The following is a 12,853-nucleotide window of genomic DNA, read 5'->3' on the forward strand; positions in this document are numbered from 1 at the left end:
ATACAGCCATGTACGCCTCCATAATCCATGGGGTGGCGAAATCAGCAGTACCATAGGTTATGATGGAGCGAAAATCGTTAATTTTTACTAAACCTTTGCTGAGTCACCTCACTAAGATTTTAGTAAGCATTAGTGCTTAGCCAGACTATGCTAGCCTACTGAAAATGTGGGTATGGCCTGTTGATAACCGCTAAGTTGTGTGGACCTTAAATCAGGTTCTGTGGTCGGGGGGTTTATAAAAATGCAATTTATCACTCCTAATTTCGAGAAAATCTAAATGATTGGACAACCAGAATTCGTTGAAAACCCTGAGAATCGTTGCCCCGTTATTTTATTGGTGGATACCTCTAGCTCCATGAGCGGTGCCCCCATGGATGCTTTGAATAGTGGCTTAGATGCTTTCAAAGAAGCGGTCATTCAGGATGAGCAAGCCGCATTGCGGGTTGACGTCGCCATTGTCAGTTTTGGACCTGTAGAACTTGTTCAAGATTTTGTGACCATTGACCAATTTGTACCGCTACAACTGGAAGCTCACGGTCTAACGCCTATGGGTGAGGCTCTAAGTTATGCCTTGGATTTACTAGAAAATCGCAAAGCCACCTATCGCAACAATGGCATTCAATATTATCGACCTTGGGTTTTCTTGATTACTGACGGTGCCCCCAATCCTGACTCTCCTTGGCAGCAAGCTTCTGAACGCCTTAAGAGCGCTGAAGCCCAGCGAAAGTTATCTTTCTTTGCCGTGGGTGTCCAGGGTGCAGATATGGCCATCTTGAACCAAATTTCGCCTCCTGAGCGCCCACCCTTAATGCTAAACGGGCTAGATTTTCGGTCCATGTTTCTCTGGTTAAGTGACTCTATGGTGCGTGTGTCTAGCAGCACCGTAGGCGGAGATATGGTTGCTTTACCCCCCGTTGGTTGGGGACAAATCGCAACTTAAACATCAGAGACGGAGACTTGTGAGGGCGTCAGACTTTGATGTTTGGTGCATCTCCAGCTTCCGCATCCTACCTATCATTATTTTTCGCACCCAAAAGGAGAGGTTGTGGCCTGGAGAGCAATCGTTCATTCTGCAATTGGAACTCGTCATCGACAGAAACAATTGCCTTGCCAAGATTATGGCAATTATCTTGTGCAAGCGGACACCGTCATTGGTGTCGTTTCTGATGGCGCCGGCAGTGCCAAATTCTCAGATATTGGGTCTAAGCTAGCCGTCAAAACAGCGTTGGCCATGCTAGAGGAGAGAGAAGAACACTGGTCATCCGTTGACTTAGAAACCATTAACGCTGACGCTCAAATTCTCTTCACAGAGATGGTTGAAGCGGTTGTTACTGCCTTGCGATCGCAAGCCGAGAGTGGTGAGTATCCTTTGCGAGAGCTAGGATGTACATTATTAGGCTTTATTGCGACCCCCAACTGGCTGGCCTGTATGCAGATTGGCGATGGCTTTATTGTCACCCAAGCCCAGCAAACAGCCCCCAACCTCTCTGAAACTGAACCCATACCTTCCTTTGACCTCCTCTTTGAGCCGGTTAAAGGCGAATACATTAACGAAACAGTGTTTGTCACTAGCGATAATGCGGTAGAGCATATGCAAATTGCTGTGCGTGCGGATCATCATCCCTTTGTCTGTGCAGCCACGGATGGTCTTGAAAAAGTAGCGATTCGATTTCAGGATTGGCAAGCATTCCCGCCTTTCTTCAAGCCGTTCTTTGAATGTTTACGGTCGATTTCCGATCCTGAAGAACGTCAAACCTATGTAGAAACCTTCTTAGAATCAGATCGATTAAATGCCAAGACGGACGACGATAAGACGCTGCTGCTTTGTCTATTTAGGCCAGAGGATGACGGATGACCGTTCTCAAATGCCAAGTTTCGGGTCGGACCCTATCCCTGACGAAGCAGATCGCCAGTAGCGGCGAGGGGACCGTCTGGAAAACTAGCTATCGGGGGTTTCTGGCCAAGCTCTATCACGAGCGCACGCCAGAGCGGTTTCAAAAATTACGGGTGATGATTGCCCATCCTCCCCAAGATCCGACCCTCGGGCAGAATCACATTTCTTTGGCTTGGCCGAAGGATTTGCTAGAGAGCCAGCAGGGCGAGCCCATGGGGTTCATCATGCCTGAAGTGGGGGAAAGCGTTAAATTATCCACCATCTATAACCCTCGACTCCGCAGTCGCAAAGCACCTCGGTTTAACTGGTATTACCTTCATACTGCAGCTCTCAATATCGCATCCAGTATGGATGCCGTGCATAAAGAGGGTTACGTCGTCGGAGATGTCAAACCGCAAAATATCTTGGTGAATAACCAAGCCTTGGTTTCTATTATCGATACGGATTCCTTTCAGGTACAAGACCCTCATACTCGCGAAGTGTTTCGATGTTTAGTAGGTTCAGAAGGCTTTACGCCTTCCGAATTATTAGGCAAGGATTTAGCGTCGGTTGACCAGACCGAAATGCATGATCGGTTCCGATTAGGGGTGATTGTTTTTCTCCTCCTCTTTGGCGATCAGCCGTTTAAAGGCAAGTGGATTGGCCGGGGAGAGTCGCCACAGCCCACCACATTGATTGAAAAAGGATTTTGGCCCTATGCGCCCCAAAGTTTGATTCGCCCCGGTCCCAACACGATACCGTTGTCGATTTTGCACCCGCAGCTGCAGTCCTGTTTTCATCAATGCTTTACCCAAGGCCATGGCCAACCCCATCTGCGTCCCTCTGCAGATCAATGGATGACCGCTCTGCAGAAGGCGATCGCGAGTCTCAAAACTTGCAATTTGGAGTCCAACCATCATTACAGCCAAAGTTATGGCCATTGTTACTGGTGCGATCGCAGCTCTCGCTTAGGGGTGGATATCTTTAGTCCTAACCCGGTGATTCCCAAGCCTGCCCCCAAACGTCGCCAGCAAAAGAAGAAGAAGAGCCCTTGGGCAACCCAACCTCCGAGCCAAGCCAACCCTGCTCTAGCAGCGGCCTATGCCCAACGGATGCAGCAGCTCCAGAATATGCAAATTCCTAATTCTGGAATCACCCGCTCTATTCTGCAAATGCCCTTAGTCCAGCGGACGAGTTGGCCACCGTCTATTTCCAATTCAGTCCTAGGGGTAATTTTATGTGGCTTTAGTTTTTTGGGATTAGGGTTACTCTTGGCCCCAGAACTGAACCCTCAAACCTTCAGCTATTGGTCAAAATCCCTGGAACGAGCTGTCGATCAGTGGCTAATCTCTAAACTCGGCACGACCTTTACGGGTGAAACCCTGGCTCAGCTCCCCCCTTCCGGTCAATCTACAGCTGCTCAGACCATTGTAGCCCCGGCTAACGGCCAAAAAGGCCATTGGGATACCATCACCACGTTATCGATTAGTCCCGATAGCAGCACCCTCGTCAGTGGTAGTCGGGACTTTACCCTCAAAGTCTGGAATTTAAAGACAGGGCAATTGCTCAACACCTTATCTGAGCACTACGAACCGGTGGTCTCTAGCCATATTATGAATGATGGCCAGTCCCTGATCAGCAGCAGCATTAGCGGTAAAGTCTTGCAGTGGGACTTATCCACGGCCACCTTGCGCCGCAGCTTTGTCAATTACACCGCCATGCGTCCTGAAGGCGGGATTCGCACCACCGTCACTGATCCCAAAACCCGCATTATGGCCAGCAGTGCCTGGGGTGGCTCGATTCTGCTCTACAACCTGAAAACGGATAAAGTCACCCGCATTCCCTCGCAATTAATGGCATCTGAACAAACCATGGTGCTGAGTCCGGACGCCAAAAGCCTGGTAACCAGCAACAGCGACGGCCAAATTCAACAGTGGAATGTACAGACGGGCAAATTAGTCAGACGCTTGCCCAATACCGAGGGTTGGCAGTCTTCCGAACTCACCAGTTCCATCGCCTTAGGTCAACAAGGTAAGGTTCTCATTACGGGCAGTTGGGGCGGGAATATTGGGTTATGGAATTTTCAAACCGGTAAGCTGATTAAGAACTTTAAGGCCCATGAGAAAATGGTGGCTTCATTAGTCGTGAGTACCGATAATCAATTTTTGATTAGCGGCGGAGAGGATCAGACCATCAAAATTTGGAGCCTCAAAACCGGCCAACTGCTCAAAACCCTGACGGATCACCAAGGCAGCATCTCGACCTTAGCCATTAGCCCCAATAACCGCTGGTTGGTCAGTGGGAGTAGCGACCGCAGTATCAAAGTATGGAATTTAAAGACAGGGAAACTACTGCGCACCCTGCTCAACTCATAGCCCAGACGGACTTACCGCCTATTTCCCCTGGAGATAATTTACAATTCCTTGGGCAATGGCCTCTGCCAAGCGTTTGCGATGGGCTGCCGTTCGCAATTTCGCTGCATCAGTCCTACCCGTCAAAAATCCTAGTTCTACAAGGACAGCTGGCATCGATGATTTTCTTAAGACATAGAATCGGGCTTGGCGAATGCCACGATCGCCGACAGAGACGGCTCGACGAATGCTGGTATGAATCGCACGGGCCAAGCGGTATCCCGTCACATAATAGTAAGTTTCTAAACCGTTGATATCAGGACGGCTGAGGCTAATGGCATTGGCATGAATACTGACAAACACATCAGCACGAGCCCCTTCAGCTTTGGCCACTCGCGGGGGTAAGTCTACTTCGCGATCGCCGGAGCGAGTCAAGACCGCATTAATCCCTCGTTTTCGCAGGAGGTTATGGACTTGGGTCGAGACATCTAAGACCACTCGTTTTTCCTGTATCCCGCCAATGCCTACTGCACCTGGGTCAGCGCCCCCATGACCGGGGTCAATAACAACGACTTTTGCCCCTGACTTAACGGGTTTAGAAACGATGGGACCGGGTGAGGAAATAGAGGGCTTGGGGATTTTGGGGGGCGGCACTCTAATGGCAATCGTCTTGCGCGAAGACTTTTTAGCATCCTTTAAGGGGAAAAATTTGGGGAGTTGGATATACCAACGATTGGGGGCAATACCGCGCACCAGGACGCGCCGGGGGCTTAAGGTATATTTTTTGCTCAGCTCCACGACCACGCGTGTGGTTTTACGGTTATGTTGAGCCACCCGCACTTCTCGGACATACTTGCTGATTTTGCGGCGGGCTTTCAGTTTACGAAAGGTGGTATTGGGAAGGTCAATCACCAGTCGGGTCGGGTTCATCACCACTTTTGCCCGCGGCTTAGTTGCTGAATTCGTAATCAGATCAATGCGACTTTTTTTAGAATTAAACTTCCAGTAGGTGAGCTGTCCTGCTGATGCACTGTCCGCCCAGCAGAATAGGCTTAAAGCGAGGGGCAATACCCAGCTGGCTTTCCTCATCTTGCAATTCCACAGTCGTCTCTGAGCAGGCAAATCTTTAGTCTCGAGTAGGTTGGGGGGGTAGATCCCTCTTGACTGGTAGGAGCACGATCAAGTTTCCTGTGCTGATGTTTTGCCCAGAGAAAGATGATGCTCATCGCCCGCCATCATCATGGATCATTGCTGAAGACGCAAGTCTTGCGGATCAATGGTGCTGGAGATATTAGCTGAAACACTTTACGGGCAAGCATTAACACCAAATTCATTGTTTTCCTGACTGCTTTGCGTTTCTTAAATTTTCCACCGCTGATGGTCGTATTCTAGGCATCCTTAGTCTGCCCCATTCGAAAGATGAATCGGCGCGAGTTGATAGTGATGCCACTGTCGTTGAAAGCGTTCTGCAATCAGAGGACGCAGGATAAATTTAGGGGGCGTTCCGGCCTGCACATCAATCCGTAGACCAGAATAGGGGCGGTGTTTTTGGGAACCTTGCCCATGTCTGCCGATAAAGAGTTGCGATCGCGCCACGCATCGCTCGGCACCTCCATCCACCGATTCCCATAAGTCCTCTCCCTCAGGGCGTTGTCGCCGTAGACTAAATCCACTGCCCCCACAAACCACACAATTGATATGGGAATCGGCATGGCCCGTATCGCCGGTTTTCAGAACTTCTAGACAATGGGCATGACCGTTAATGATCAAATCGACGAGGGGGCGGCCAGCCGCCTGATCTCCCACGACCTGCTGGACCTGATCTAAGACCTGACGCAAATGACGGCGAATGGCAAGGGTTTGGCCCTGATACCACTTACTGGCCTCAGTAACATAGGGCGGGTGATGAAAAAATAAGACTCGTCCTCGCACCTCGGGGTTAGACCAAGACTCAATCAGCCGTTGTTTCAGCCACACTAACTGTTCGATATCTAAGCTGAGGTCGGGGCCATTGGCCAATTGCTTATCAATATCTAAAATTTGCTCGTCTAATTGCTCAACTTTGGCATAGGTATCGCTGGTCGCATCATCGTCCGAGCGAGACTCATGCTGGCGCAAAGCTGCTGCCAAGGCTCGACTTCTAGTATTGATCAGAGCTTGGCGGTCTGCCTTCAATTGTCGTCGCCGTAATCTGCCCGTCTTATCTTTAGGAATGGGCAGTGGGGTATTCAAGGTATTCGAGTCCAGAGCAAAGAAATCAATCCCACCTTTACGAAATTGATAGTAGCGGTTGGGTAAGCGAGTAAACGCTCCTGGTTGATAGCGCAAGCAACGCTGGCCATTAAAATAAGCGGTGTAATGGGCTTCTACATGCTGGCGTAATTCAGCCATTGTGAACCGATGGAGATAATCTAAAAACGCTTGGGCATAGGCATCCCCTTTGTTAGAGCCATGCCAGCCGAGATCGAGATCAAGCTGACGCTGAAAGAGATTGCGTATCGGTAAAGTGGCTTGAGCGATTAATCCCACACACCAGGGCAGATCGTAGTAATCATGGTTACCGGGCACTGCAAACAGGGGCAACTTAAAGACCATTTGGTCATAGGCAATCTGTTGAGGTCGCTCACCATTGATCAGCCACTCGCGATAAGGGTGAATAAAATGATCAAAGTATTGCTCTTGCGACCCCACGAGATACACAACATCCCCCGTATGGAGTACAAAGCTGCTGCCTTGCCCGTGGGCTAAGAGTTGCTCCATCACACGCCGCTGAGGACTATCACCGCGATATTGCCCGGTGCCACTATCCCCAATCACCAAAAAGGAAAAATCGAGGCTGTCCGACTGCTCATCGTCCACCACTAATCGGGTTTGATCAACCTCTCTAGCTTGTAGGTAAGGATGCTGCCAACACACCCGTTCCTTCATTTTGGCGATCTTGACGGCGACGGCTGGATCCGAAACAAACTTCATGAGAGGCCTAATCTTCAGAAGAGAGCAGGGCGTTGTCCGATTTGCTGAATAACCCTAGGATCGGCCCCAGAATCGCGCCAAATATAAATCCACCGGCATGGGCCCAATAGGCAATCCCACCCGCTTCCATGCCGACGGTAACGGGGGCGTCTAAACTAGCTACTCCATAAAAGGCTTGCTGCACAAACCAAAATCCCAGGTAGAGAATTGCAGGAACTCTAAAAGTGGTCAGAAAAATACCTAAGGGCACCAGGGTCAGGATTCTGACTTGAGGGAAGCGGAAGATATAAGCCCCCATCACTCCGGCGATCGCACCGCTGGCCCCTAAGGATGGCACCACTGAAAGGGGATTAAAAAACCATTGGGTCAGAACCGCCAAAGCCCCACAGGCTAAATAAAACAAGAGAAATCGCATCCGACCCAGCTGCTCTTCTACATTATTGCCAAAGATCCACAGGTAGAGCATGTTGCCTGCCACATGCAAAAAACCGCCGTGGAGAAACTGGGAGGTGATTAAGGTGCCCCACTCTCCGGCATCCACGGCGGAGAAACCGCTAAAGCTCGCGGTGAGCTCAATGGGAACAACCGCCCAATGCTGGAGAAAGAGGCTCAGTTGTCCCGGAGGCAAACTTAATTCATAGCCAAATATCAACAGATTGAGAACAATCAGACCATAGGTCACATAGGGCGTGATTTGAGTTGGATTTTCATCGCGAAGAGGAACCATTTGTACAACCTCGCTCAGGGGACTAATATGCAGCTTAGTTCATTTACCCCCGGAAGGGTCATCATGACTCAGTAGCAGGGAGTTCAATACGCAGCGTTTTGAAGAATACAAACAGGGAAATGAGGTAGAGCACCACGACAATCACAAATCCGGCAACCGGCGGCGTACAGTCAGCCCCTTGCTTAAAGCCATAGCAATCTCTGGGGCTGGCTAGCAAGACCAAACACTGGCAAGTCATGCCCACCCACAACCAAAGATTTCGATACCTGATACCAATTTGTGTTTTGGGATGTAATTTAGATAGGATCTAATCCTATGTTCATTCCATAAGTATATGAGTCGAGTTAGTACAGTTAAACCGCATCTAACAGTGGATGAGGTGAAAGACAAAATTGCTACGGCTCCGACTGCCCGCTGTCAGCAAAAATGGATGATTATTTATAACGCCCTGGTAGATCCTCGCCCAGCTATCGAAATAGCCACGCATACTGCTACTAGTCTTCGAACGGTCCATCAGGTGATTTCCGCTTACAATCGCCTAGGAGCAGCAGCAATTGCTCCTAGGGCTAAACGGAAGAAGAATCCCGGTGCTTATCTGAGTATCGAAGAAGAGATTGAATTTTTAGAATCGTTTATTGAACGTGCTCAACAAGGTCATTTAACAACGGTTCAAGAGATCCAAACGGCCTTTGAGACTAAAGTGGAGACGTCAGTGGCACCCAGTACTATCTATCGTTTGCTAGACCGACACGGATGGCGCAAACTCATGCCTCGTCCGTCCCATCCCAATGGAAACAAAGCGGCACGAGAGGCTTTTAAAAAAACTTTCGGGGGCTGGTCCAAACCGCTGTAGCAGATCGCTCAGCTGAAGACCAACGTCCCATTGTGATCATGGCAGCAGACGAAGGGCGCTTTGGTCGTCTAGGGCAAGTAAGAAGAGCTTGGTGTGCTCCTGGAATTCGACCCGAAAGTGGGCAGCAGCTTGTCCGTGAATATCTCTATGGCTATGTTGCTGTTGCTCCTGCGTTAGGAAAGATGAGTGCTTTAGTCTTACCCTTTTCCAATACTCAGATGATGAACTTATTCCTAGCACAAGTGGCGGATGAATTTTCAGACTATTTTGTGGTGATGCAGGTCGATGGAGCGTCTTACCACACCGGAAAGAAGCTCGTCATTCCAGACAATATACGCTTGATTGTTCAGCCTCCTCGAAGTCCACAACTCAATGCTGTAGAGCATATCTGGGAGGAGGTGAAAGAAAAGCACTTCTACAATCAGGTTTTTGATTCTTTAGATGAGGTATCCGATACCTTGTGCAAGGGACTCAAAGAACTCATGGATTTACCCGATAGGCTGACTTCTATGACCAATTGGTCGTGCATCAAACAATTGTGGGGTAGGTGAGTATGTCATCCCAATGCCAAGCTCGCGAGGCTAGATCAGCACGTTGTGCCGCCGTTGTTTTAAGCCGACTGTGTGTCCAAATCCAATTGAAATAGCTGACCACTAATCGAGCAGTGACTTTGGTTTGCGCCCACACTTTGCCAAATTTGTTCTGGCGTCGATGCCATCGACCACTGTGCTGTCGAATAATGCCATTGGTGCGTTCGAGTCGTTGAGTTCTGTCCTTGCCAATGTAATGGTCAATCTCCCAAGGCAACACTCTTTCGTACCCCCCCCAATCGTCGCTATTCCAGTCCTTGCAATCGGTCTTACCTTCAGTGCTAGTCACCAGTTCATTCAATAATGAATCGGTGTGCTTGCCCACACGACACGAGAGGATCACGCCGCTTGTGTTTGCCAAGGTAATCGCCATCCAACAATCACCCATCTCTAGCTCATGGGGAAGACAGTGTTTTTGCTTTTTTTCACAAAGGACCACATTTCATCTGCACTGACATCCTCCGTTTCAACGGCTTGCACTTGGCCATTATGGAGTTGCTGAGATCGTTGGCTAGCAGCTCTTACTAGAGAGACTACAGTGTTGTAAGCCAGGCCACTGGTCCGAGTGATACCTCGAAGACTACTCCCTTCTGCATGGGCTTGGAGAACTTGTCGGACCTGCTCTGGACTCACCTGACGACGATAGTAAAGGGTATCAAAGCGTTCAGTAAAGGTCTGCTGGCACTCAGGACAACGGTATCGTTGAAGCATGTTGGGCATCTTGCCATGCTTGTGTGCTTTGGAATGACCGCATAGTGGGCATTGCATGGGTAGGTTAGAAGCTGAGCTGAGCCTCTAGTATACTCAACCCACAATTACTTGAGGCACGACCGACCAATTTTCCTCATATGAGAATTACGATTTAAAACGCAAATTGGCATGAGATGACCATGAGGATGCTTAATCGCATGGAAAATAAGGTACAGAAGACCTACGCCATACTCAGGCAACACCAACATTAGGAATGCGATCGCAACCGGAATTGTAAAGGCCAACAGATTATGTGCGATAAAGCTGCCTAATGCATATAGCCCGAACCAAAGCGCAAATTTTTTGATGGAGATGACTGAAGACATTCTTCATATCCCACGGTGGCGATCTGCCCAACTGAGTAAACAGCAGGCATAGCTCAATCATAGAAGCGGCTTAGGGAGATGCCAACTGTATCTCTAAAGGACGAATTATCCATATGGGAGATGAGCCACCGCCCGTATAAGACTCAACCGTCCCCTCCACCAGGACATTCTGTTGATCAAACTGGTCGGCTTCCGAAGGTGAACGTAGGGATTGCTTATGAGTGGGAGGATAAAGTGCTACAGAGGTGCCATCGTTCAAGACTATCTTGGCTCTGATATGGGGAATAGGCGGTTGCTCGGGGTTCCAGATGCCTGCACTCGTAATATCTGGTGTTTGTTTATGGGCAACATAGCGCCCTTGTAAGGTCACCGGTTGACCCCCATATTTTTGCAGCGTTTCTTGATCCTGAATCAGGGGCATGTTGTGACTGGTTTGGCTATCCAAAACTATCGATTTTTGAGGTGGCTCACATGCTATCAATGGATGCCCTGGCAGGGTCAACCACAAGATTCCTAAGCTATACCCCACTGCTTGTCCCAGTTTCGGCATTGGATTAGCTGACCTCATTGTCTTTCAGTTTTAAAATGCCCACAGACTATCCATCAAGTTCCCTCTAGAGAAAGCGAGCATTTGCTGTTGTCCCTCTCAATTTTTATGGATAGTCTCAATACAGCCTCAAAACTCTCAGGACAATTTAAACAAAAAAAGCGACTTATTAGTCAACCGCCTTTGGCAATCTGATCAGTTTGCTATCAGAGTTCCCACATTGCTTATTTAGCAATTATTGCAGACTTAAAAATCCTTGAAAATCATATCAAGAAAGAAAGATATTTTTATGTCATAAAACAATTTAAATCTAAATTATTTCCTGACTTTCTATGCGATTATTTGCAAGACAAGCTTTTTCTCTATGATGACTTTTTTTAATCGAAGGGTAATCTAAGAGATGACAAATACTGCCATGACCATTAGATAAAAAGACACTCCTATTAACCTCTGAGAATCTAAATTTAAGTATTTCGATAAGTTGCTAGTTCTCTACACATAAATAATTATGAAAGCAATGATTTTGGCGGCGGGTAAAGGTACTCGCGTTCGCCCGATAACTTTCACGATTCCCAAACCCATGATTCCGATCATGCAGAAACCTGTGATGGAGTTTTTAGTCGATCTTCTCCGACAACATGGTTTTGATGAAATCATGGTGAACGTTAGCCACTTGGCAGATGAAATCGAAAGCTATTTTAGAGATGGTCAGGGATTTGGGGTAGATATTGCTTACTCTTTTGAAGGTCGAATTGAAGACGGCATGCTCATCGGAGATGCCGTTGGTTCAGCAGGAGGGATGCGGCGGATTCAAGATTTTTCTCCATTTTTTGACGATACATTTATTGTGCTATGTGGCGATGCCCTGATTGATTTGGACTTAAAAGCTGCAGTGGAATGGCACCGGCAAAAAGGCTCCATTGCCACTATCGTCATGAAAACAGTCGATCCAAATGATGTCTCTAGTTATGGTGTTGTAGTCACGGATGAAGAGGGCCGCGTGCAATCTTTTCAAGAAAAACCCACAATTGATGAAGCCCTTAGCAATACCATCAATACAGGTATCTATATTTTTGAGCCTGCAATTCTAGACCTTATTCCATCTGGAGAAGAGTTTGATATTGGGGGTGATCTCTTTCCCAAACTAGTGTCTATGAATTTACCTTTTTATGGCGTTGCGATGGATTTCCAATGGGTGGATATTGGCAAGGTTCCTGATTATTGGCATGCCATTCGTAGCGTATTGATGGGCGAGGTCAAGAATGTAGCTATCCCTGGTCATGAAGTGAAACCCAGTGTTTATACTGGCCTGAATGTTGATATCAACTGGGATAAGGTTGATATTCAAGGTCCGGTGTACATTGGTGGCATGACTCGCATTGATGAAGGCGTGAAAATTATTGGCCCAACCATGATTGGACCCAACTGCCATATTTGTAGTGGTGCAACAGTAGACAACAGCGTGATCTTCGAATATTCTCGTCTGGGCCCTGAAGCCAATCTAGTCGATAAGCTGGTGTTCGGTCGCTATTGTGTGGATAAAACAGGGGTGTCCTTGGATGTTCGCACAGCAGCTTTGGATTGGCTGATTACGGATGTTCGGCAAAATTCTCATGGCCCCACACCAGTGATGATCTAAGCCAGTGCTACCGCACAAAAAAGGTGGACAAGGATACTCCATGATATTGATATTCCCTGGCAGATTTTGACCGAATTGATCACTACCGAGATTATCGCTTGATCTCTCAATGTTGCTAGTCAAGATGAGGGACATTCTCACCGGAGTCGTACTCAAAGTTTCGAGAACGAGACGCATTTGACCTCGTCCATCTTTAAGAAAGAAACGGATAAAACTTCGTCAGG

At 48.2% G+C, this 12,853-nt stretch carries 13 protein-coding genes; 6 read left to right on the forward strand and 7 right to left on the reverse strand.

Features of this window, described 5'->3' with window-relative positions; all coding sequences use genetic code 11:
• Positions 1–277: 277 nt before the first annotated feature.
• From I1H34_RS23795 to I1H34_RS23805, 3 genes are all read left to right on the forward strand, one after another.
• Positions 278–940, forward strand: a complete 663-nt coding sequence (locus I1H34_RS23795; protein ID WP_212663366.1) for a vWA domain-containing protein — start codon at positions 278–280, stop codon at positions 938–940.
• Between the two features lie 105 nt (positions 941–1,045).
• Positions 1,046–1,855, forward strand: a complete 810-nt coding sequence (locus tag I1H34_RS23800; protein ID WP_212663367.1) for a PP2C family serine/threonine-protein phosphatase — start codon at positions 1,046–1,048, stop codon at positions 1,853–1,855.
• Entirely contained in the window at positions 1,852–4,248 is a 2,397-nt protein-coding gene (locus tag I1H34_RS23805) for a protein kinase domain-containing protein (RefSeq protein ID WP_212663368.1), read from the forward strand. Before I1H34_RS23800 ends, I1H34_RS23805 begins: the two co-directional genes overlap by 4 nt.
• Before the next feature lie 18 nt (positions 4,249–4,266).
• Here I1H34_RS23805 and I1H34_RS23810 read toward each other — a convergent pair whose 3' ends face one another.
• The 4 genes from I1H34_RS23810 to I1H34_RS23825 form a co-directional block, all read right to left on the reverse strand.
• On the reverse strand, positions 4,267–5,346 hold the full coding sequence (locus I1H34_RS23810; protein ID WP_212663369.1) for an N-acetylmuramoyl-L-alanine amidase: 1,080 nt from the start codon (positions 5,344–5,346) through the stop codon (positions 4,267–4,269).
• A gap of 276 nt (positions 5,347–5,622) precedes the next feature.
• Positions 5,623–7,197 carry a metallophosphoesterase family protein gene (locus tag I1H34_RS23815; RefSeq protein ID WP_212663370.1) on the reverse strand — a complete coding sequence of 525 codons (1,575 nt, stop codon included), beginning with the start codon at positions 7,195–7,197 and terminating at the stop codon, positions 5,623–5,625.
• Between the two features lie 7 nt (positions 7,198–7,204).
• Positions 7,205–7,924: a rhomboid family intramembrane serine protease gene (locus I1H34_RS23820; protein ID WP_212663371.1), complete on the reverse strand. Its 720-nt coding sequence runs from the start codon at positions 7,922–7,924 to the stop codon at positions 7,205–7,207.
• Positions 7,925–7,985: 61 nt separating this feature from the next.
• Complete coding sequence (locus I1H34_RS23825) at positions 7,986–8,162, reverse strand: hypothetical protein (protein ID WP_212663372.1); 177 nt, start codon at positions 8,160–8,162, stop codon at positions 7,986–7,988.
• Positions 8,163–8,258: 96 nt separating this feature from the next.
• On the opposite strand from I1H34_RS23825, the gene I1H34_RS23830 reads away from it, so the two are divergent.
• Together I1H34_RS23830 and I1H34_RS23835 are read left to right on the forward strand one after the other, a co-directional pair.
• Positions 8,259–8,777, forward strand: coding sequence for a helix-turn-helix domain-containing protein (locus I1H34_RS23830; protein ID WP_212662770.1), 519 nt, complete (start codon positions 8,259–8,261; stop codon positions 8,775–8,777).
• Between the two features lie 38 nt (positions 8,778–8,815).
• Entirely contained in the window at positions 8,816–9,328 is a 513-nt protein-coding gene (locus tag I1H34_RS23835; RefSeq protein ID WP_212663373.1) for a transposase, read from the forward strand.
• Here I1H34_RS23835 and I1H34_RS23840 read toward each other — a convergent pair.
• The 3 genes from I1H34_RS23840 to I1H34_RS23850 all read right to left on the reverse strand — a co-directional run bounded on the left by I1H34_RS23840 (position 9,306) and on the right by I1H34_RS23850 (position 10,993).
• Positions 9,306–10,135 (reverse strand): IS1 family transposase gene (locus I1H34_RS23840; protein ID WP_212662238.1). Its coding sequence is split into 2 segments (ribosomal slippage): positions 9,306–9,791 and positions 9,794–10,135, totalling 828 coding nucleotides; the frame shifts between segments, so codons are not numbered across the junction. The genes I1H34_RS23835 and I1H34_RS23840 overlap by 23 nt on opposite strands.
• 47 nt (positions 10,136–10,182) lie before the next feature.
• Positions 10,183–10,443 (reverse strand): hypothetical protein, encoded by a 261-nt coding sequence (locus I1H34_RS23845; RefSeq protein ID WP_212663374.1) that lies wholly within the window; start codon positions 10,441–10,443, stop codon positions 10,183–10,185.
• Positions 10,444–10,513: 70 nt separating this feature from the next.
• A complete protein-coding gene (locus I1H34_RS23850) occupies positions 10,514–10,993 on the reverse strand; it encodes a hypothetical protein (RefSeq protein WP_212663375.1) in 480 nt (159 codons plus the stop codon).
• 505 nt (positions 10,994–11,498) lie between these two features.
• Here I1H34_RS23850 and I1H34_RS23855 point away from each other — a divergent pair.
• Positions 11,499–12,629 (forward strand): sugar phosphate nucleotidyltransferase, encoded by a 1,131-nt coding sequence (locus I1H34_RS23855; protein WP_212663376.1) that lies wholly within the window; start codon positions 11,499–11,501, stop codon positions 12,627–12,629.
• Positions 12,630–12,853: the final 224 nt, after the last annotated feature.

It is taken from the genome of Acaryochloris marina S15 (assembly GCF_018336915.1).
GTDB lineage: Bacteria > Cyanobacteriota > Cyanobacteriia > Thermosynechococcales > Thermosynechococcaceae > Acaryochloris > Acaryochloris marina_A.

Excerpts from the sequence above, each read along its gene's own strand:
- I1H34_RS23795 (WP_212663366.1), top strand. The coding sequence starts at position 278 with ATGATTGGACAACCAGAATTCGTTGAAAACCCTGAGAATCGTTGCCCC.
- I1H34_RS23805 (WP_212663368.1), top strand. The coding sequence starts at position 1,852 with ATGACCGTTCTCAAATGCCAAGTTTCGGGTCGGACCCTATCCCTGACG.
- I1H34_RS23815 (WP_212663370.1), bottom strand. The coding sequence starts at position 7,197 with ATGAAGTTTGTTTCGGATCCAGCCGTCGCCGTCAAGATCGCCAAAATG.
- I1H34_RS23820 (WP_212663371.1), bottom strand. The coding sequence starts at position 7,924 with ATGGTTCCTCTTCGCGATGAAAATCCAACTCAAATCACGCCCTATGTG.
- I1H34_RS23825 (WP_212663372.1), bottom strand. The coding sequence starts at position 8,162 with ATGACTTGCCAGTGTTTGGTCTTGCTAGCCAGCCCCAGAGATTGCTAT.
- I1H34_RS23830 (WP_212662770.1), top strand. The coding sequence starts at position 8,259 with ATGAGTCGAGTTAGTACAGTTAAACCGCATCTAACAGTGGATGAGGTG.
- I1H34_RS23835 (WP_212663373.1), top strand. The coding sequence starts at position 8,816 with ATGGCAGCAGACGAAGGGCGCTTTGGTCGTCTAGGGCAAGTAAGAAGA.
- I1H34_RS23845 (WP_212663374.1), bottom strand. The coding sequence starts at position 10,443 with ATGTCTTCAGTCATCTCCATCAAAAAATTTGCGCTTTGGTTCGGGCTA.
- I1H34_RS23850 (WP_212663375.1), bottom strand. The coding sequence starts at position 10,993 with ATGCCGAAACTGGGACAAGCAGTGGGGTATAGCTTAGGAATCTTGTGG.
- I1H34_RS23855 (WP_212663376.1), top strand. The coding sequence starts at position 11,499 with ATGAAAGCAATGATTTTGGCGGCGGGTAAAGGTACTCGCGTTCGCCCG.